Annotated in this window: 24 protein-coding genes; all 24 read right to left on the bottom strand. The window is 36.5% G+C overall.

Annotated features, from left to right (window positions below; genetic code table 11):
• Entirely contained in the window at positions 1-186 is a 186-nt protein-coding gene (locus AC1VAQ_RS09910) for a type Z 30S ribosomal protein S14 (RefSeq protein WP_054739502.1), read from the bottom strand.
• A 14-nt stretch (positions 187-200) separates the two neighbouring features.
• Entirely contained in the window at positions 201-740 is a 540-nt protein-coding gene (rplE, locus tag AC1VAQ_RS09905; protein ID WP_302597311.1) for a 50S ribosomal protein L5, read from the bottom strand.
• Between the two features lie 23 nt (positions 741-763).
• A complete protein-coding gene (gene rplX, locus AC1VAQ_RS09900; RefSeq protein WP_330697536.1) occupies positions 764-1,075 on the bottom strand; it encodes a 50S ribosomal protein L24 in 312 nt (103 codons plus the stop codon).
• 13 nt (positions 1,076-1,088) lie between these two features.
• Positions 1,089-1,457 carry a 50S ribosomal protein L14 gene (gene rplN / locus AC1VAQ_RS09895; RefSeq protein ID WP_054739507.1) on the bottom strand — a complete coding sequence of 123 codons (369 nt, stop codon included), beginning with the start codon at positions 1,455-1,457 and terminating at the stop codon, positions 1,089-1,091.
• Positions 1,458-1,488: 31 nt separating this feature from the next.
• On the bottom strand, positions 1,489-1,746 hold the full coding sequence (gene rpsQ, locus AC1VAQ_RS09890) for a 30S ribosomal protein S17 (RefSeq protein ID WP_054739508.1): 258 nt from the start codon (positions 1,744-1,746) through the stop codon (positions 1,489-1,491).
• A gap of 18 nt (positions 1,747-1,764) precedes the next feature.
• On the bottom strand, positions 1,765-1,974 hold the full coding sequence (rpmC, locus tag AC1VAQ_RS09885) for a 50S ribosomal protein L29 (protein ID WP_475568116.1): 210 nt from the start codon (positions 1,972-1,974) through the stop codon (positions 1,765-1,767).
• Entirely contained in the window at positions 1,958-2,398 is a 441-nt protein-coding gene (gene rplP / locus AC1VAQ_RS09880; RefSeq protein ID WP_054739513.1) for a 50S ribosomal protein L16, read from the bottom strand. The genes rpmC and rplP overlap by 17 nt, the downstream gene beginning before the upstream one ends.
• The gene (gene rpsC / locus AC1VAQ_RS09875; RefSeq protein ID WP_054739515.1) at positions 2,398-3,057 is read right to left on the bottom strand and encodes a 30S ribosomal protein S3; all 660 of its coding nucleotides are present in this window, start codon (positions 3,055-3,057) and stop codon (positions 2,398-2,400) included. The genes rplP and rpsC overlap by 1 nt, the downstream gene beginning before the upstream one ends.
• A gap of 11 nt (positions 3,058-3,068) precedes the next feature.
• Positions 3,069-3,455, bottom strand: a complete 387-nt coding sequence (gene rplV / locus AC1VAQ_RS09870; RefSeq protein WP_054739517.1) for a 50S ribosomal protein L22 — start codon at positions 3,453-3,455, stop codon at positions 3,069-3,071.
• A 29-nt stretch (positions 3,456-3,484) separates the two neighbouring features.
• The gene (gene rpsS, locus AC1VAQ_RS09865) at positions 3,485-3,769 is read right to left on the bottom strand and encodes a 30S ribosomal protein S19 (RefSeq protein ID WP_302597313.1); all 285 of its coding nucleotides are present in this window, start codon (positions 3,767-3,769) and stop codon (positions 3,485-3,487) included.
• 30 nt (positions 3,770-3,799) lie between these two features.
• Positions 3,800-4,630 (bottom strand): 50S ribosomal protein L2, encoded by an 831-nt coding sequence (gene rplB, locus AC1VAQ_RS09860; protein ID WP_302597315.1) that lies wholly within the window; start codon positions 4,628-4,630, stop codon positions 3,800-3,802.
• 82 nt (positions 4,631-4,712) lie between these two features.
• Complete coding sequence (gene rplW / locus AC1VAQ_RS09855; protein ID WP_302597317.1) at positions 4,713-5,012, bottom strand: 50S ribosomal protein L23; 300 nt, start codon at positions 5,010-5,012, stop codon at positions 4,713-4,715.
• Positions 5,012-5,632 carry a 50S ribosomal protein L4 gene (rplD, locus tag AC1VAQ_RS09850; protein WP_303243988.1) on the bottom strand — a complete coding sequence of 207 codons (621 nt, stop codon included), beginning with the start codon at positions 5,630-5,632 and terminating at the stop codon, positions 5,012-5,014. The genes rplW and rplD overlap by 1 nt, the downstream gene beginning before the upstream one ends.
• Before the next feature lie 26 nt (positions 5,633-5,658).
• On the bottom strand, positions 5,659-6,288 hold the full coding sequence (rplC, locus tag AC1VAQ_RS09845) for a 50S ribosomal protein L3 (RefSeq protein ID WP_302597320.1): 630 nt from the start codon (positions 6,286-6,288) through the stop codon (positions 5,659-5,661).
• A gap of 94 nt (positions 6,289-6,382) precedes the next feature.
• A complete protein-coding gene (gene rpsJ, locus AC1VAQ_RS09840; protein WP_302597321.1) occupies positions 6,383-6,691 on the bottom strand; it encodes a 30S ribosomal protein S10 in 309 nt (102 codons plus the stop codon).
• 859 nt (positions 6,692-7,550) lie between these two features.
• The gene (locus AC1VAQ_RS09835; RefSeq protein ID WP_302597322.1) at positions 7,551-8,354 is read right to left on the bottom strand and encodes a putative ABC transporter permease; all 804 of its coding nucleotides are present in this window, start codon (positions 8,352-8,354) and stop codon (positions 7,551-7,553) included.
• 25 nt (positions 8,355-8,379) lie between these two features.
• Positions 8,380-8,868: an HD domain-containing protein gene (locus tag AC1VAQ_RS09830; protein WP_302597323.1), complete on the bottom strand. Its 489-nt coding sequence runs from the start codon at positions 8,866-8,868 to the stop codon at positions 8,380-8,382.
• Positions 8,869-9,118: 250 nt separating this feature from the next.
• Positions 9,119-10,312 carry an elongation factor Tu gene (tuf, locus tag AC1VAQ_RS09825; protein ID WP_302597324.1) on the bottom strand — a complete coding sequence of 398 codons (1,194 nt, stop codon included), beginning with the start codon at positions 10,310-10,312 and terminating at the stop codon, positions 9,119-9,121.
• Between the two features lie 125 nt (positions 10,313-10,437).
• On the bottom strand, positions 10,438-12,531 hold the full coding sequence (gene fusA / locus AC1VAQ_RS09820) for an elongation factor G (protein ID WP_302597325.1): 2,094 nt from the start codon (positions 12,529-12,531) through the stop codon (positions 10,438-10,440).
• Between the two features lie 27 nt (positions 12,532-12,558).
• Positions 12,559-13,029: a 30S ribosomal protein S7 gene (gene rpsG / locus AC1VAQ_RS09815; protein ID WP_054743180.1), complete on the bottom strand. Its 471-nt coding sequence runs from the start codon at positions 13,027-13,029 to the stop codon at positions 12,559-12,561.
• 185 nt (positions 13,030-13,214) lie between these two features.
• Positions 13,215-13,634, bottom strand: coding sequence for a 30S ribosomal protein S12 (rpsL, locus tag AC1VAQ_RS09810; protein WP_302597326.1), 420 nt, complete (start codon positions 13,632-13,634; stop codon positions 13,215-13,217).
• Between the two features lie 15 nt (positions 13,635-13,649).
• Positions 13,650-13,922 (bottom strand): ribosomal L7Ae/L30e/S12e/Gadd45 family protein, encoded by a 273-nt coding sequence (locus AC1VAQ_RS09805; RefSeq protein ID WP_302597327.1) that lies wholly within the window; start codon positions 13,920-13,922, stop codon positions 13,650-13,652.
• Between the two features lie 200 nt (positions 13,923-14,122).
• The gene (locus AC1VAQ_RS09800) at positions 14,123-18,523 is read right to left on the bottom strand and encodes a PolC-type DNA polymerase III (RefSeq protein ID WP_303243990.1); all 4,401 of its coding nucleotides are present in this window, start codon (positions 18,521-18,523) and stop codon (positions 14,123-14,125) included.
• A gap of 209 nt (positions 18,524-18,732) precedes the next feature.
• The gene (locus tag AC1VAQ_RS09795; RefSeq protein WP_302597330.1) at positions 18,733-19,581 is read right to left on the bottom strand and encodes a DUF6612 family protein; all 849 of its coding nucleotides are present in this window, start codon (positions 19,579-19,581) and stop codon (positions 18,733-18,735) included.
• Positions 19,582-19,620 lie beyond the last annotated feature (39 nt).

Here is a 19,620-nt window from a genome sequence, read left to right as displayed (position 1 = left end):
TTACCAGCTAGCTTTTTTAACGCCAGGGATTTGACCTTTGTATGCTAATTCTCTGAAACAAATACGGCAGATACCGAATTTTCTAATGTATGCATGTGGACGTCCACAGATACGGCATCTTGTATAAGCTTGAGTTGAAAATTTAGCAGGTCTTTGTTGCTTAACTTTCATAGATTTCTTTGCCATTCTATTTACCCTCCTTATTTTTGAAAAGGCATACCGAATTGTGTTAACAGTTCACGAGCTTCTTCATCTGTGTGAGCTGTTGTTACAATAATTACGTCCATACCACGAACTTTATCAATTTTATCGTACTCTACTTCTGGGAAAATAAGTTGTTCTTTGATACCTAACGCGTAGTTACCACGACCATCGAAAGCAGTAGCGCTTACACCACGGAAGTCACGTACACGTGGAAGAGCTAAGTTTACTAAACGATCTAAGAACTCGTACATTTTTTCACCACGAAGTGTTACTTTACATCCGATTGGCATTCCTTCACGAAGTTTGAATGCAGCAACTGAATTTTTAGCTTTAGTGATAACTGGTTTTTGACCAGAAATCATTTGCATATCGCCAACAGCATTTTCTAATACTTTAGCATTATCTCTAGCTTCACCAACACCCATGTTGATTACGATTTTTTCAATTTTTGGTACTTGCATTTGGTTTTTGTAACCAAATTTAGCTGTCATAGCACCCATGATTTCATTTTTATATGTTTCTCTTAATCTACTCATCGTCATTGTCCTCCTTCCGCTAATTATTCAATAACGATACGTTCTTTGTTAACGATAGCAACGCGAACTTTTTTACCGTCTTTAATTTCTGCACCTAAACGTGCTGGTTTCCCATTGTGCACGTACATTACATTTGACATGTGAATAGGTGCTTCTTTCTCGATTAAACCACCTTGGTTAACAGCGTTTGCTTTTTGGTGTTTTGTAATCATGTTACAACCTTCAACAACAACGCGGCCATTTTTACGATCGATGAAAGTGATATTGCCTTCTTTACCTTTGTCTTTACCAGCGATAATTACTACTCTATCGCCTTTTTTAAGTTTAGTTTTCACTATTCACACCTCCTTATAGTACTTCTGGAGCAAGTGATAAGATTTTTGTGTATTTCTTTTCTCTTAACTCTCTTGCTACTGGTCCAAAGATACGTGTACCTCTTGGATTTTTGTCTTCTTTAATGATTACTGCTGCATTTTCATCGAATTTGATGTAAGAACCGTCTTGACGTCTAACACCTTTTTTAGTACGAACGATAACAGCTTTAACTACGTCACCTTTTTTAACAACGCCGCCTGGTGTTGCGTCTTTAACTGTAGCTACGATAACATCACCAATGTTACCATATCTTCTTGTTGAGCCACCAAGAACACGGATACAAAGAATCTCTTTAGCTCCTGTGTTATCAGCTACTCTTAATCTACTCTCTTGTTGTATCATGAGAAGTGACCTCCTTTCAAGATTTCTATTATTATTTCGCTCTTTCTACTATTTCAACAAGTCTAAAACGTTTAGATTTAGATAAAGGTCTTGTTTCCATAACTTTAACTCTATCACCGATTTGGCACTCATTATTTTCATCATGAGCGTGTAATTTGTAAGTTCTTTTTACGATTTTTCCGTAAAGAGGATGCTTAACATTGTTAACAACCGCTACAGTAATAGTTTTGTCCATTTTATTGCTAACTACATTACCAATTAATGTTTTACGTAAATTTCTTTCTGACACGAGCTTGCCTCCTCTCTATTACACAGTTGCTTTTTGTGTAATAATAGTTTGAATACGTGCGATATTCTTTCTTACTTCTTTGATTCTTGCTGTATTATCTAATTGATTGGTAGCGTTTTGGAATCTTAAGTTAAAAAGTTCTTTTTTCGCATTTACCAATTCAACGTGTAATTCTTCAGCTGATTTAGTTCTTATATCTTCTAAGAATGCTCTACTCTTCACTACCATCACCTGCCATTTCTTGTTCAGCACGAGAAACGATTTTGCATTTCATTGGTAATTTGTGAACTGCAAGTCTTAAAGCTTCTCTAGCTGTTTCTTCTGCTACACCTGCTAACTCAAACATAACTCTGCCTGGTTTAACAACTGCTACCCAATATTCTAATGAACCTTTACCAGAACCCATTCGTGTTTCAGCTGGTTTAGCTGTTACTGGTTTATCTGGGAAGATTTTAATCCATACTTTACCACCACGTTTAATGTAACGTGTCATGGCAATACGAGCTGCTTCGATTTGTCTAGATGTGATCCAAGCTGGCTCCATTGCAACAATACCGTATTCACCATAAGTGATTTTGTTACCACGGGTAGCTTTACCTGTCATACGCCCACGGAATTGTTTACGACGTTTTACTCTTTTAGGCATTAACATTAGTTATCGCTCCCTTCCTTTTTAGCTTTAGTTGGAAGTACTTCTCCTTTGTAGATCCATACTTTAACACCGATTTTACCGTATGTTGTATCTGCTTCAGCAAATCCATACTCGATATCAGCTCTTAATGTTTGAAGTGGAATATTACCTTCTGAATAAGATTCAGTACGAGCCATTTCAGCACCGCCTAAACGACCTGAACATGCAACTTTAATACCTTTTCCACCAGCTTTGAAAGATTTACCCATTGCTTGTTTCATAGCACGACGGAAAGAAACACGGTTTTCTAATTGAAGTGCGATGTTTTCTGCTACTAATTGAGCACAAGCTTCTGGTCTTTTAACTTCAACAATGTTGATAGCAACTTTGTTTGCTGTTAATTTTTCTACTTCTTTACGAAGTGCATCAATAGATGCTCCACCTTTACCGATTACGATACCTGGTTTAGATGTGTGAACATGTACTTTAACACGTTTAGACATTCTTTCGATTTCTACTTTATCGATACCAGCGGCATATAATTTTTTCTTGATGAATTTTCTAATTTTATCATCTTCTACAAGGTTGTTAGCAAAGTCTTTTTTATCAGCATACCATTTAGCATCCCATTCTTTGATAACACCAACTCTTAATCCATGTGGATTTACCTTTTGGCCCATGAGTACCCTCCTTATCTCGCATTTAATACCACTGTGATGTGGCTAGTTTGTTTTTGAATTTGATATGCACGACCTTGAGCACGAGGACGAATTCTCTTCATTGTTGGTCCTTTTGTTGAGAATGCTTCTTCAACATATAATGTTGATACGTCCATACCCATGTTGTGTTCAGCATTTGCGATTGCTGATTTTAATACTTTCTCAATTACACGTGCGCCCCATCTTGGTGTGTATGCTAAGATAGCTAATGCTGTATTAACATCTTTACCTTTGATTTGATCTAACACGATGTTTGCTTTTGTACTTGATAAACGTACGAATGTTACTCTAGCTTTTGGTCTTGAGTCTTTTTGAGCGTTTCTCTCTTTTTTAATCTGGCTTCTATGTCCTTTTGCCATTTCAAAGACCTCCTTCCGTTAATTAATTATTAGCGAACTCTTGATTTTTTCTCTGCATCTTTACCATGTCCACGGTATGTTCTTGTTAATGCAAACTCACCTAATTTGTGTCCTACCATATCTTCTGTAACGAATACAGGTACATGTTTTCTACCGTCATGTACAGCGATAGTGTGACCTACCATTGAAGGGAAGATTGTTGAACGACGTGACCATGTTTTAATTACTTTTTTATCATCTGCTGCATTCATAGCATCTACTTTTTTAAGTAAGTGTGCGTCAGCAAATGGTCCTTTTTTGATGGAACGAGCCATTATGATGCCTCCTTTCACGCAACCACGTTATTATTTGTTACGTGGACGTACAATATATTTATTAGAATGTTTGTTTTTCTTTCTTGTTTTGTATCCAAGAGCTGGTTTACCCCATGGAGTACATGGATTTGGTCTACCGATTGGTGATCTACCTTCACCACCACCGTGTGGGTGATCGTTAGGGTTCATTACAGAACCACGAACTGTTGGACGAATACCCATGTGACGTTTACGTCCAGCTTTACCGATGTTGATAAGTTCGTGATCAATGTTACCAACTTGACCGATTGTAGCACGGCAGTTGATTGGTAATAATCTCATTTCACCTGATGGTAATTTAACTGTTGCATATTTGCCTTCTTTAGCCATTAATTGAGCTGACATACCAGCAGAACGAACAAGTTGTCCACCTTTACCAGGTTTCATTTCGATATTGTGGATTGTAGCACCTACTGGCATATCTTTCATTTCAAGACAGTTACCAACTTTGATTTCAGCTGTTTCTCCACTCATAAGTGTTTCACCAACTTTTAATCCTAATGGTGCGATGATATAACGTTTTTCACCGTCTGCATATGCTAATAAAGCAATGTTAGCTGTTCTGTTTGGATCGTATTCGATACCTACTACTGTAGCTGGAACACCATCTTTATTACGTTTGAAGTCGATGATTCTGTATTTGATTGTTGCGCCGCCGCCACGGTGACGAACTGTGATTTTCCCTTGATTGTTTCTACCTGAATTTTTCTTTAAAGTAACAATTAAAGATTTCTCAGGAGTTGTTTTTGTGATTTCTTCAAATGTAGAAGAAGTCATGTGTCTTCTTGAAGGGGTATATGGTCTATATTTTCTGATACCCATCGTATTCACTCCTTTCAATCGATTGATTTACACGATTCTTTTGTTATACACTTAGCCGTGTGTTTCATCTTTTACTATTTAACTACATTCCTTGGAAAAAGTCAATATCTTTGCTTTCTTGGTTAAGTTTAACAATTGCTTTTTTGAAAGCATTTGTTTTACCAACTGTTCTTCCACGACGTTTTGTTTTTCCATCGTAGTTAGCTGTGTTAACTTTTTCTACTTTTGTTCCTTCGAACATTTTTTCTACAGCTTCTTTAATTTGAGCTTTAGTAGCAGTTTTTGCAACTAGGAATGTGTATTTTTTCTCTGCCATTGCGTTCATAGATTTCTCTGTAACAACTGGCTTTAAAATGACGTCATAAAATTTTAAATCTGCCATTATGCGTACACCTCCTCGATTTTTGTAAGAGCATCTTTAGTTACTACGAATGTATCGTATTTTAAGATGTCGTATACGTTGATGTTGTTTACAGCCGCAGTTTTAACACCTTGGATGTTTCTTGCTGATAACATAACGTTTTTGCTTCCTTCGCCTTCTGTAACGATTAAAGCTTTGTTTAATTTAAGTGCGTCTAAAACTTTAGCCATTTCTTTAGTTTTAGCAGCTACTTCTAAAGATTCAAGAACGATGAATTTAGATTCGTTAACTCTGCTTGTTAAAACAGATTTAAGAGCGATTCTTCTTTCTTTAACGTTCATTTTGATTGAGTAATTTCTTGGTTTTGGTGCGAATGCAACTCCACCACCTACCCATTGTACTGCACGAATAGAACCTTGTCTTGCTCTACCTGTACCTTTTTGTTTCCATGGTTTTCTACCACCACCACGAACTTCTGCACGTGTTTTAGCACTTTGTGTACCTTGACGTCTGTTAGCAAGGTGTGCAACTACTGCTTGATGTACTAAGTTTTCTTTGATTTCTACAGCAAAGATTGAATCGTTTAATTCGATTTCACCAACTTGTGCACCTGTCATATTTAATACAGCTACTTTTGCCATTCTAATTTCCTCCTTTCCCGTTATCCTTAAGCTTTACAGCTATCTTTGATAGCGATTACTGTACCTTTTGGTCCTGGTACTGCGCCTTTTACTAAGATTAAGTTTTTGTCTGCATCTACGCGAGCAACTTCAAGATTTTGTACTGTAACTTGTACGCAACCCATGTGTGATGGAAGGCCTTTACCTTTCATAACGCGTCCTGGGCTTGTTGCAGCACCCATAGAACCTGCTACTCTGTGTGATTTAGAACCGTGACCCATTGGTCCACGAGATTGGTTGTATTTTTTGATTGCGCCTTGGTAACCTTTACCTTTTGAAGTACCAGTAACATCTACTTTGTCTCCAGCAGCAAAGATATCAGCTTTAATTTCTGTACCAACTTCGTAAGCTGTGATGTCTTCTAATCTGAATTCTTTTAAGAATTTTTTAGCTTCAACACCTGCTTTAGCAAAGTGACCAGCAGCTGGTTTGATTACATGTTTAGATTTAACTTCACCGAAACCAACTTGGATAGCTTCGTATCCATCGTTTTCAATTGTTTTCTTTTGAGTAACGACACATGGACCTGCTTCTAGAACTGTTACAGGAATTAAGTTAGCGTGTTCATCAAAAATTTGAGTCATACCAATTTTTTTAGCCATAATAGCTTTTTTCATGCTCTTGCACCTCCTAATATCTACAGCGGATTACCACCTCGGGTAATCATCCTAGACGATTATTAACCGTCCGTTTTCTGGTTTTCAAAGTTAATTATTTAGCGTCAACTTTGATATCAACACCAGCTGGTAAATCGATACGCATTAAAGCATCGCCAGTTTTTGGTGTAGCTTCTACGTCGATAAGTCTTTTGTGAGTTCTTTGTTCGAATTGCTCACGAGAATCTTTGTATTTGTGTACAGCACGTAGAATAGTGATAACTTCCTTTTTAGTTGGAAGTGGAATTGGTCCACTAACTTGCGCACCAGTTTTTTTAGCGATTTCTACGATTTGTGCAGCTGTTTGATCGATTAATTTGTGATCATAAGCTTTTAATGTAATACGGATTTTTTGACTTGCCATAAAAAAAGTCCCCTCCTTTTCGTACTTTTTTTGAACCTAGTACGACTAGTGGTGACTGTACACGCGATTGATGTTTTAAGGCGCAAGCTTGCAATAAACTACCAAGCCGCTTCGTACGTTTACGAAAACGCCTACATCTATTCAATATAGTACAGTGACCTGCCGTCTGGTTTCATGAACCTGACATTCGCTCCCCGGAAATTCGCTTTTCAGCGTGTAACCTTCCGGATCTTAGTTCCCAATGTCACAACATAATTGAGTATACACTATAAACTTCTTTTTTTCAAGGTTTTTTTTTATTTTTTTTTGCTTATTACTGGAAATAGCAGTTATCATAAATAAACCTTATTTTTATTATAAGCTCTTAGTGATTATGTGCAAGGGCTTAGCCCTTTAACTGCCCGCAACAACTTGTTTGCTGGCTATGTATCTATTAAACTACATTTTATACACTTACGCAACATGAAAATACTGTAATTATTTATCTTTATTTTATACCGTTTAACCCAGTTACACTTTTTCTCTCTGTATACTTCTTCTTTCTAACTGTCTCACAAAATAAGCTACTAACAATATATTATCAACCTACATTTTAAGTTTTAAATAGCAATATCAAGAATCAAGCTTTTCTAACAATAAGATTCCTTCTATATAATATATACTTAGCTTTCTCCACTAATCACATATTATATAGAAGGAACTCTTTCTTCCCATACTTCTTGTTTATAATCTTTGATGCATGCTTTCACTACACTTACTCGGCATACACATATCAGTTTTACTCTTAAACTTTATATATCTTATATCTTACATCTTACATAATGAATTTCTTCTATATATAATATATTACTTTAATATTTCATTTTCTTGCTTCGCGTTTTGTTTTTTCTCTGAGTTCTTTTAACTTTTTCAAGCTACTTTCTCTTTTTGCCTTTAATTGTTCAAGTGCCTCATTATAGTGAATAGATCGCATCTGTGGAAATGCGTTTAATAAACGATGTTCTTGTATATTTCTATTCTCTAATAACTCCTTAATTCTTAAACTATAAAACTTACTTCCTTCAAAGCTTTCTTGAATAGTCTCTTTAATATCCTTAGCCCTACTATAAGACTCTTGTATAAAGGCATTCATAGCAACTTGTATTTCTGCAAGTTTTCCATTAAGTCTTAGAATATGCATTACAGTAATAATACAATCTCCGATACCTAGACATAAAAACATTGAAACAAGACCTATAATCATTGGTGCAGGTATTTTGAAGGTTATCTGCCTAACATATGGATGAATCCATTCTAAAAGTACTACTGAAAATGTGCCAAAAACAATTGCACCAAGTGCACATACTCTTCCATTAATATTTAATTTATGCTCTGAATAATCCCACCATCTTGCATGAAATATCTTTTCTAATAACCACGAAGTTATATATTCAACGCTACACGTCAGAATCATCCCAGCTAAAAATAATGCAATAGAATTTTTAATTGGTCTTAAAAAAATTATAACTATAACAGCACCGCATCCATAAATTGGACAAATGGGCCCAGTTAAAAACCCCCTATTTACTATTTTTTTTTCAGTTACAGAGCATAATATAGACTCATAGAACCAGCCAAGAAAACTATAGACGAATAACCAAAATAGATAATCATAAATAATCACGCTAAAATCTCTCCCCTATCATATGTTAAATTGCATATGTCATTTTTAATCTCTTATAAGGATCTTTCTGTATTATCTCTTTTATAGAACAATATTTATCCATAATACATACTATAACTCCCTCTCTATACATAGGTGGAATAGGTGTAAGAGGAAACATATGTCTTCTTATAATATCCATCTCTATGTCATTAACCTTCCAATCTCTTTGAGCATTAAATAGTGCCTTATTAGGATGGGTAAAGCCATGCAAACGATGCGTTTTATCTGGTATATGCCAATCATATAAAAAATAATCATGTAATAGTGCACCTGTAATTAAACTCTCAACATCACATGATATTCCTAAGTGTTTTGCTAAACGTACACTATAATAGGCAACTGCCACGCTATGCCAAAAACAAGATGTCTCCCCGTGCTGTATATATTCATCCATAGCTAGTAGTGCTGTTTCTTCTGAAAGCTTTGCTAAATATTCCTTAAATGTTGTCATCGTAATTTCCTTAGATTTCAAGTTGTTACCTCCAAGTATATTCAAACTATTATAAGTTACCATGTGCAAACTTTATCTACTGAATACATTATAGTATATGAGTGCCTTCTTTTAAAGTCTAATTATTCTATCATCTCCAACTGAACATTTTACAAATAACTTTATCTATTTTTTTCTTCTTTCTTGACACAAAAAAAGACACATCCTAAGATGTGTCTTTTTCTATTAATAAACCTTGCGCATAGGCTTATCAACTTTAGTATATCAATGATTATTCAATGATAGATGCAACAGCACCAGAACCTACTGTTCTACCACCTTCACGGATAGCAAAACGTAAACCTTGAGCCATAGCGATTGGGTGGATAAGTTCGATAGTCATTTCTACGTTATCCCCAGGCATACACATTTCTACACCTTCTGGTAACTCGATAACACCTGTTACGTCAGTTGTACGGAAGTAGAATTGTGGTCTGTAGTGAGAGAAGAATGGTTTATGACGTCCACCTTCTTCTTTTTTAAGAACGTATACTTGAGCTGTGAATTTTGTATGTGGTGTGATTGAACCTGGTTTACAAAGAACTTGACCTCTTTCGATTTCTGTTCTTTGGATACCACGAAGAAGTGCACCAATGTTATCTCCAGCTTCAGCTTGATCTAACATTTTACGGAACATTTCTACACCTGTACATACTACTTTACGAGTTTCTTCGTGAATACCTACTAATTCAACTTCATCTTGAACTTTAAGTACACCTGATTCTACTCTACCTGTAGCAACTGTACCACGACCTGTGATAGAGAATACGTCTTCTACTGGCATTAAGAAGTCTTTATCTACTGCACGTTCTGGAGTTGGGATGTATTCGTCGATGATTTCGAATAACTCAACGATTTTATCTCCCCATGGACCCATTGGATCGTTAAGAGCTTGAAGAGCTGAACCACGGATGATTGGTGTATCATCGCCTGGGAAATCATAAGAAGATAATAAATCTCTGATTTCCATTTCAACTAATTCTAATAATTCTTCGTCGTCTACCATATCACATTTGTTTAAGAATACAACGATGTATGGTACACCTACTTGACGAGATAATAAGATGTGTTCACGAGTTTGAGCCATTGGACCATCTGTAGCAGCTACTACTAAGATTGTACCGTCCATTTGAGCAGCACCTGTGATCATGTTTTTAACGTAGTCAGCATGTCCTGGGCAGTCAACGTGTGCGTAGTGACGAGCTGGTGTTTCGTATTCAACGTGTGCTGTAGAGATTGTGATACCACGTTCTCTTTCTTCTGGAGCTTTATCGATATTTTCGAAATCTACTGCTTCACCTAATTGGTATCTTTCGTGAAGAGTTCTTGTGATTGCTGCTGTTAATGTAGTTTTACCGTGGTCAACGTGGCCGATTGTACCAATGTTAACGTGTGGCTTAGTTCTTTCAAATTTAGCTTTAGCCATTTGTCTTTTCCTCCTTTAATTTAAAAGCTGAGTTTTTCTCAGATATTTTGATTATATTCAATTTGCTACTACTTTTCAAGTAGTAGCAAACAGATTTTTACATAAAATTAACTAATTTGCTTAAATTAGTTAGCGCTTCCGCGACGTTCTGCAACAACTTTGTCTTGAATGTTCTTTGGACATGGCTCATAGTGGTCGAATTCCATTGATGAGTTACCACGACCTTGAGTTCTAGAACGAAGATCTGTTGTATAACCGAACATTTCTGCAAGTGGAACGAATGCTCTTACTTCTTGACCACCACCTACAGCTGTCATACCTTCCATACGTCCACGACGTGAGTTAAGGCTTCCGATAACATCTCCTAAGTATTCTTCTGGAGCTGTTACAACAACTTTCATGATAGGTTCAAGAAGAACACCACCTGCTTTTTTCATAGCATCTTTGAATGCCATAGAACCAGCAATTTTGAATGCCATTTCTGATGAATCGACATCGTGGTAAGAACCATCGTAACAATCCGCTTTGATACCAAGTACTTGGAATCCAGCAAGAGGACCTGCTGCCATAGCGTCTTGGATACCTTTGTCTACTGCAGGGATGTATTCTTTTGGAATAGATCCACCTACTACTGAACTTACGAATTCGTATGTGTGTTCAGAGTTAGGGTCAAGTTGTGAGAAACGAACTTTACAGTGACCGTATTGACCACTACCACCAGATTGTTTAACATATTTAGATTCAATGTCAACATCTTTAGCAATTGTTTCTTTGTAAGCAACTTGTGGTGCACCTACGTTAGCTTCTACTTTGAACTCTCTCATTAAACGGTCAACGATGATTTCAAGGTGAAGCTCACCCATACCAGCGATAATTGTTTGTCCTGTTTCTTCATCTGTCCAAGTTTTGAATGTTGGATCTTCTTCAGCAAGTTTTGCAAGAGCAAGACCCATTTTTTCTTGACCAGCTTTAGTTTTAGGCTCGATAGCAACTTGGATAACTGGTTCTGGGAATTCCATTGACTCAAGGATTACTGGGTGATTTTCATCACAAAGTGTATCTCCTGTAGTTGTTCCTTTAAGACCAACTGCAGCAGCGATATCTCCTGAGTAAACTGTTTGAATTTCTTGACGTGTGTTAGCGTGCATTTGCACGATACGTCCGAAACGTTCTTTTTTGTTCTTTGTTGAGTTAAGAACATAAGAACCTGCATCGATAGATCCTGAGTATACACGGAAGAATGCAAGTTTACCAACGAATGGGTCTGTCATGATTTTGAATGCAAGAGCAGCAAATGGCTCTTCATCAGAAGCATGTTTTTCCATTTCTTCGCCAGTTTCAGGGTTTGTACCTTTGATAGCTGGGATGTCTGTTGGTGCTGGCATGAATTCTACGATAGCATCAAGTAATTTTTGTACCCCTTTGTTTTTGTAAGCTGAACCACAAAGAACTGGGATAATTTGTACATTAATAACTGCATTACGAAGAGCTTTACGAAGATCAGCTTCTGCTATTTCTTCACCTTCTAAGTATTGCATCATTAATTCTTCATCAGATTCACAGATAGCTTCTACCATTTCTGCATGGTATTGCTCTGCCATTTCTACCATATCAGCTGGGATTTCTTGTTCTTCAATTACTTTACCTAAATCATCTTTGTAGATGAAGGCTTTCATTTTGAATAAGTCTACAACCCCTACGAAATCATCTTCCGCACCGATTGGTAATTCAATAGGAATCGCATTCGCTCCTAATCTTTCTCTCATCATGCCTACTGCTCTTAAGAAGTCAGCACCCATGATGTCCATTTTATTTACAAACGCCATACGTGGTACATGGTATTTGTCAGCTTGACGCCATACTGTTTCAGATTGTGGTTCTACCCCACCTTTTGCACAGAATACGCCTACTGCACTATCAAGTACACGTAGTGAACGTTCAACTTCTACAGTAAAGTCAACGTGTCCAGGAGTATCAATGATGTTGATACGGTTGTTTAACCAGAAACAAGTTGTTGCAGCAGATGTGATTGTGATACCACGTTCTTGCTCTTGTTCCATCCAGTCCATAGTAGCTCCACCTTCATGAGTTTCCCCAATTTTGTGGTTTCTACCTGTATAGAAAAGGATACGTTCTGTAAGAGTTGTTTTACCTGCATCGATATGAGCCATGATACCAATATTTCTAGTACGCTCAAGTGGATATTCTCTTCCTGCCAAGGTATTTCCTCCTTTATATTAAGCAGACTACCATCTGTAGTGAGCAAACGCTTTGTTCGCTTCTGCCATTTTGTGTGTATCTTCTTTTTTCTTAACTGCTCCACCTGTGTTATTAAGTGCATCTAATAACTCAGCTGCAAGAGCTTCTGTTGTAGTTTTTTCACCGCGTTTACGTGTGTTAACTGTTAACCAACGAAGTCCTAAAGTTTGACGTCTTTCTGGACGAACTTCCATTGGTACTTGGTATGTTGCACCACCTACACGGCGTGCTTTTACCTCTAATACTGGCATGATGTTTTCTAAAGCTTCTTGGAAAACTTCTAAAGCATCTCTACCTGTTTTTTCTGCAATGATGTCGAATGCACCATATACTATTTTTTGAGCTTTTCCTCTTTTACCGTCAAGCATAATGTTGTTAATAAGTTTTGTTACTAACTTGCTGTTGTACATTGGATCAGCTAATACGTCTCTTTTTGCTACATGTCCTTTACGTGGCACGGTCTTCCCTCCTTAACTAATGTCACTGAAATATCATCGGTACTCGTCCTCTTAAGAGGATCGTGCGCGCCCACTCATCTATTTAAAATCTGAATTGTCAGCTTTATATCGTAAGTTGGGCACCAATTAATTTCTGATTAAAAATTAATTTTGTTAAATTATTAAATTCTAAAAGTTTAGCTAAATTATTTTTTAGCTTTTGGTCTTTTAGCACCATATTTAGAACGAGCTTGTTGTCTGTTTGCAACACCAGCTGTATCAAGTGTTCCACGGATGATGTGGTAACGTGTACCTGGTAAGTCTTTTACTCTACCACCACGGATTAATACAACACTGTGCTCTTGAAGATTGTGTCCTTCACCTGGGATATAAGCTGTTACTTCAATCCCGTTTGTAAGACGTACTCTGGCAATTTTACGAAGAGCAGAGTTAGGTTTTTTAGGTGTAGCTGTTTTAACAGCTGTACAAACACCTCTTTTTTGTGGTGCAGAAATATCTGTTGGGCGTTTTCTTAAAGAGTTGAACCCTTTTTGAAGCGCTGGAGCAGTTGATTTCTTTTCAATCTCTTTTCTACCTTTACGAACTAATTGGTTAAATGTTGGCATTCTGGTACCTCCTTCTTACGCTATAATTGCTGCGACTGCAGTTTTTACTTCTACGTTACATTTTTTTCCAAGTTCCTCCATCGTATCGATGAATTCGACTTGAACATTTTTCGCTTTTGCAAGCGCCACCACCTGACCTGTAACTTTGTCATCGGCGTCTTTAGCAACAAATACAACTTTAACACTGTCATTTTCTAACTGTTTTAAAGTTTGTTTTGTTCCCACAATTTGAATTGTGTCGCTTAAATGGTACAACATAAATCCCCCTTTAGGTTCATTTTTATGCATACTATTACACACTGACCTAGTCTATCACTCTTGTTTTAACTTGTCAAGACTATTTTAAAGGATTTTTTGTTCCCATCGACACTTAAGATTATACGCTATTTCTCCTCATTTTTCTCTAAGTAAATTATGTTAATTTATTTTCTATTTATTGGCGAGGTTTTTAGCGAACTTTACCTATAGTCTACCCCAATCTCCTATTTTTAAAACAGGTCTAATTGATTAGATTCAGTTAAATCTCCTAAAATACCGAGTTCTGACATCTTATCTACAACTGTCTTACTTACTTTTGTACGATTTCTAAAATCTTCTTTTGATAGGAATGGGCCATCCTTAACAGCAGCAACTACTGCTTCTGCTGCTTTTTCCCCAAGTCCATCTATTGAACTTAAAGAAGGCATAATTTTACCGTCTATAATTTGGAATTTTTTATCGTCAGCAATCGCTAAATCTATTGGTAAGAATTCAAATCCTCGTGCATACATCTCATAAACAATACGCATATCTTTTAAAGTATCTTGTTCTTTTGCTGTCTGATTCTCTTTACCTTTACTTTGTAGTTCCTTCATATGATATTCAAGTCTTTCTTTTCCTAAGCACATCATTTCATATGAAAAGGCAGACGCACGAATGCTAAAGAAAGCTGTATAATATGCTAATGGATAGTGTATTTTATACCAAGCAATACGCCAAGCCATCATAACGTAAGCTGCTGCGTGGGCTTTCGGGAACATGTATTTGATTTTCTTACATGACCAGATATACCAATCTGGTACACCGTGCTCAAGCATAGCTTCTTCCCATTCTTCTTTAAGCCCTTTCCCCTTACGTACACTTTCCATGATGGTGAAAGAAAGTCCTTTATCCATACCTTGATTAATTAAATATGTCATAATATCGTCACGGGTACAAATAACTGTAGAAATGGTTCCTCTTCCCTCTTCAATAAGTGCTTGGGCATTGCCAAGCCAAACGTCAGTACCATGAGAAAGTCCAGAAATACGTACAAGGTCAGAGAAACTCTTTGGCTTCGCATCAAGTACCATTTGAATAACGAAATCTGTACCAAACTCTGGAATTCCTAATGAACCTAGTTTAATACCGCCAATATCTTCTGGTTTTATGCCAAGTGCCTCTGTACTATGGAATAAGGACATAACATCCTTATCGTCTAATTTAATCGTCTTGGCATCTATACCTGTTATATCTTCAAGTCGACGAATCATCGTCGGATCATCATGACCTAGAATATCAAGTTTTAACAAGTTATGGTCGATTGAGTGATACTCAAAATGCGTCGTAATAATAGGGGTTGTCATATCATTAGCAGGATGCTGAATCGCAGTAAACTCATAAATATCATGATCATATGGTACTACGATAATACCGCCTGGGTGTTGTCCTGTTGTACGTTTTACACCAGTACAGCCTTCTGCAATACGTTTCATTTCTGCATATCGTTTATGCACCTGTCGTTCCTGATAGTACTTGTACACATAGGCCAAAGCTGTCTTTTCAGCCATTGTACCTATAGTTCCTGCACGAAATGCTTTGCCTTCTCCAAAAATAACCTCTACATATTTATGTGCTTTGGCTTGATAGTCTCCAGAGAAATTAAGGTCAATATCCGGCTCTTTATCCCCTTTGAATCCCAAGAAGGTTTCAAAAGGAATATCATGTCCCTCTTTATTAAGTGCATGCCCACATTTTGGACAAACAGCATCTGGCATATCACAACCTGAGCTTCCGGCATAGGCTTTTACCTCAGGCGAATCAAAATCTGTATAATAACACTGCGGACAAATATAATGTGGTGGTAATGGATTAACTTCGGTAATCCCTGACATGGTTGCTGCAAAGGATGATCCTACAGATCCCCTTGACCCTACGAGATAACCATGATCATTGGAATCCCATACTAATTTCTGTGCAATGATATACATTACGGCGAATCCATTACTAATGATGGAGTGAAGTTCCCTCTCTAATCTTTCTTTAACTACTTCATGTAATTCAGGTCCATAAATCTCATGTGCCTTATCGTAACAGATCTTACGCAGTGTCTCGTCTGAATTCGGAATTTCTGGCGGACACTTATCTGGCAGTACAGGAGAGATCCTATCAATCTGATCATTAATTAAATTGGTATTTGTAATAACAACTTCCCTTGCCTTTTCTTCACCTAAATAGCTAAACTCCTCTAACATCTCCTGAGTTGTACGTAAATATAAAGGCGGCTGATCATCTGCATCTTTAAATCCTTTACCGGCCATAATGATACGTCTGTAAATCTCATCTTCCGGGTCTAAGAAGTGTACATCACAAGTCGCTACAACTGGCTTATTATATTCTTCTCCTAATTCTACAATTTTACGATTGTAATTTCTAAGGTCTTCTTCTGTGCTAGCTGCATATTTATCACTTCTAAGCATAAAGCTATTATTTCCTATAGGCTGAATCTCTAAATAATCATAGAAATTAACAATCCTTGCAACTTCTGCTTCATCCTTTTCTCTAATAATTGCCTGGAATACTTCTCCTGCTTCACAGGCCGAGCCAATAATTAATCCTTCACGATACTTTTGAATTAAACTCTTGGGCATACGTGGTCTACGGTTAAAGTAGTCTAAATGAGAAGCTGAGACAAGTTTGTTTAAGTTAATACGACCCGTCTCTGTCTTAATTAATATAATGCCATGGTAAGTCGGAAGCTTCTTAATATATTCATCTGAAATCTCCATCAACTTTTCAATCTCATCTAAATAATAGATTTCTTTTTCATGAAGCATTTCAATAAACTTAACAAATATCTCGCCAGTAGCTGTGGCATCATCTACAGCACGGTGATGATTTTCAAGACTAATACCTAAATGTTTACAAATATTATTAAGTTTAAAGTTTCCTAAGTGAGGCATTAGTACACGCGCTAAGGCAACCGTGTCTAATATCGTGTACTCGCATGGTAAGTTTAACCTTTCCGCATTAGCTTTAACGAAACTCATATCAAATTCCGCATTATGTGCAACCATTACGGACCCTTCACAGAATGCTAAGAATTTAGGTAAAATCTCATCTACTTTGGCAGCGTCTTTTACCATAGTATCATTAATTCCTGTAAGTTGTTCAATCTCATAAGGAATAGGTACGCCAGGATTTACAAATTCACTAAAGCTATCTACAATCTGACCATCTACTACTTTTACTGCACCAATCTCAATAATACGATTAAATTTCGCACTAAACCCTGTCGTCTCCAAGTCAAATACAACATATGAGTCAGTTAAACTTTGATTTTTAGAATTAATAACAGTTTCTTTTAAATCATCTACAAAGTAAGCTTCAACCCCATAAATAACTTTAAAAGGCTCATCCTTTGAAACACAGTGATTGGCAATTGGAAAAGCCTGTAAACAACCATGATCAGTAATCGCAATAGCTGGCATGCCCCATGATTTCGCACGATCAATCATCTTCTTGATATCTACAACGCTATCCATATCACTCATCATAGTGTGTAAATGAAGTTCGACACGCTTCTCCTCGCTATCATCCATACGCTTTACAGTAAAATCAGAAGTCGGTTTAATACCTTTTACAGAACTAATTCCTACCTCCTTATCAAACTTATCAAACATGGCCATCCCTTTTACAATATAGAAGTTACCCTTCTTAAGCTTTGCAAGAACATCTCCAAGCTCATCATTTTTAACGAATAACTTCACAGTAATAGTATCTGTGAAATCTGTAATATCAAACATAATAATTGTTTTTTCCATACGAATTTCTCTGGTATCAATACTAAGGATCTTACCATGAATAACTACCTCACCAATTTCATCAACAATCATTTCAATTGGTGCAATCTCACCTTCTACTTCACGACCGAAGAATACGTCTGGATCTAATGGAGTCTTCTTCCGTGTCATCTTAGGTTGGACTTCAAAGCCTTCTTTTTCTTCAGCTGGCTTTTCTTCGCTGCCGGCTGTTGGTTTATCATCTATCTCTTTAATATTTTCCATGACATGAACAACTTCACCCTTAAGCTTCGTCTCATTTTCCACAACATAAGCCTGAGGATTTTCACTATCCACAAAGTCAAAAAGAAAACGTACCTCCATTTTAAAACGCTCTTTAAAAACTTCTTCTAAGTATATTCTAAGCTCATCGGATTTACGTTTTGCAAGTAAACTATTATCCATATTTAATGTCACGACATTATCATGTACTTTCCAATCAGAATCTTTAATAAGTGCATATAACATATGACTCTTCTCACTTATCTCTGTAAGCAAACTACTTTTATAATCTCCTACTAGTTGCTCTAAAGTATAGGCCTCTGGTAAGTCATAAACTTCTTTAAAATGAATGCCAATAGGCGCATTCATAAACATTTTACTTTTAATATTGTTTTGCATCTTAACAATATCCACTCTTTTAATCAATTCATCTTTCGTAATATAAAAAGTTAAATCATTACTTTTCTCATTAAGAACAACACGACTAACCTGTACATCACGAAATATATTATAAAGCTTCTCATCTACTTTAAGCTCTGTTAAAACATCAAAGAATGCTCTTGTTTCTGTTTGCATCTTTTCCTCCATTCTCACCAAACCTCTTCTCTAATACTCCTATTGTAAGTTCATTATTATAATATAACAAGCTTACCCCCCTAAAAACAACTCCCTATTTTTCCCTTTTCTCCAAATCTGCTGCAATATCAAAGAGATATCACAAAATATTTCGCTAGTATACTTAAAAATTTAAAAGGAGCTATTACGAAAATAATTTCATAGTAGCTCCCTTAAATCCCTTATTCTAGTTCTTGTGCACTGTGTACTTCTTCTGGTATCTCTACAGCAGTAGTATTATTGATATCTTCATAAACTATTTCCATCTTGCAGTCTACCCCATTAACTGCCGCCTCACTACCTTGATTTTTAAATTCTCCCTGTAAACCAATCTTCATCATATTACTTAAATCCATAGATTGTTTCACTAAAGTCTTACTCTCTTTATCGATATAAAACTTAATCATGAGTCCCCCAAATTCTTCTTGTTTAGCACTCATCATCTCTATGGCATCTAAACTTAAACCTAGGTCTTGAATATTATTAACTTCTTCAATTACATCTAAGAACTTCTCTGCTGGCACCTTTGCTAGCACTTCATAACAAGTCTTTCCATCAATTTCTACTTCTCCTAATTTTTCATATTCACTTAGGTATTTCATGAAATTTTTAGTCACTTTACTAGGTGTTTTGACCATATCCCCTAGCATATCCATACCATCTACAGTAATCTTATACCACGTTTCCCCTTGTTGTTCATAGTAACAAATCCCATCTTCTGTTTGTTCTATATAGCTGACTTTAGTCTCTTCTTCATTTGTCCCATCAGCTTCTAAAGTCGTCGTATTTGTTATACTAAGTAGTGCTTCTGGAGATATTGTTCCTTTAGTTTCATATGTACTATCTATTGTAACAGCAGCCTGTCCCTCAATATCTGTTGTCATTTTAGTATTTGCAACTAACGTATAGCTGCTTGTACCATTCATGTTTTCAATTACCTCACTCATAAGCTTGTCTGGACTTGCACTACACCCTACTGTTAATAACAGTGTTCCCAATAAAATTGGACCTAATTTTCTTATATTATACATATCATCTCACCTCATAATTTGTTCACCATATATTTTCCC

Source organism: Cellulosilyticum sp., from assembly GCF_982396655.1.
Note: the sequence above shows the minus strand (reverse complement) of the source record. Positions and strands in the feature narration are given on the sequence as shown.

Coding starts and splice junctions, on each gene's coding strand:
- AC1VAQ_RS09910 (WP_054739502.1), bottom strand. CDS start 186: ATGGCAAAGAAATCTATGAAAGTTAAGCAACAAAGACCTGCTAAATTT.
- rplB (WP_302597315.1), bottom strand. CDS start 4,630: ATGGGTATCAGAAAATATAGACCATATACCCCTTCAAGAAGACACATG.
- rpsS (WP_302597313.1), bottom strand. CDS start 3,769: ATGGCTCGTTCCATCAAAAAAGGACCATTTGCTGACGCACACTTACTT.
- rplN (WP_054739507.1), bottom strand. CDS start 1,457: ATGATACAACAAGAGAGTAGATTAAGAGTAGCTGATAACACAGGAGCT.
- rpmC (WP_475568116.1), bottom strand. CDS start 1,974: ATGGTAGTGAAGAGTAGAGCATTCTTAGAAGATATAAGAACTAAATCA.
- AC1VAQ_RS09805 (WP_302597327.1), bottom strand. CDS start 13,922: ATGCATAAAAATGAACCTAAAGGGGGATTTATGTTGTACCATTTAAGC.
- AC1VAQ_RS09795 (WP_302597330.1), bottom strand. CDS start 19,581: ATGTATAATATAAGAAAATTAGGTCCAATTTTATTGGGAACACTGTTA.
- tuf (WP_302597324.1), bottom strand. CDS start 10,312: ATGGCTAAAGCTAAATTTGAAAGAACTAAGCCACACGTTAACATTGGT.
- rplV (WP_054739517.1), bottom strand. CDS start 3,455: ATGGCAAAAGGACATAGAAGCCAGATTAAAAAAGAGAGAAACGCTCAA.
- rpsL (WP_302597326.1), bottom strand. CDS start 13,634: ATGCCAACATTTAACCAATTAGTTCGTAAAGGTAGAAAAGAGATTGAA.
- rpsC (WP_054739515.1), bottom strand. CDS start 3,057: ATGGGCCAAAAGGTAAATCCACATGGATTAAGAGTTGGTGTTATCAAA.
- rplD (WP_303243988.1), bottom strand. CDS start 5,632: ATGGCAAAAGTAGCTGTATTAAATATGACAGGTGCACAAGTTGGTGAA.
- rplP (WP_054739513.1), bottom strand. CDS start 2,398: ATGTTAATGCCTAAAAGAGTAAAACGTCGTAAACAATTCCGTGGGCGT.
- rplE (WP_302597311.1), bottom strand. CDS start 740: ATGAGTAGATTAAGAGAAACATATAAAAATGAAATCATGGGTGCTATG.
- rplC (WP_302597320.1), bottom strand. CDS start 6,288: ATGAAAAAAGCTATTATGGCTAAAAAAATTGGTATGACTCAAATTTTT.
- rpsJ (WP_302597321.1), bottom strand. CDS start 6,691: ATGGCAAGTCAAAAAATCCGTATTACATTAAAAGCTTATGATCACAAA.
- rplW (WP_302597317.1), bottom strand. CDS start 5,012: ATGGCAGATTTAAAATTTTATGACGTCATTTTAAAGCCAGTTGTTACA.
- AC1VAQ_RS09800 (WP_303243990.1), bottom strand. CDS start 18,523: ATGGAGGAAAAGATGCAAACAGAAACAAGAGCATTCTTTGATGTTTTA.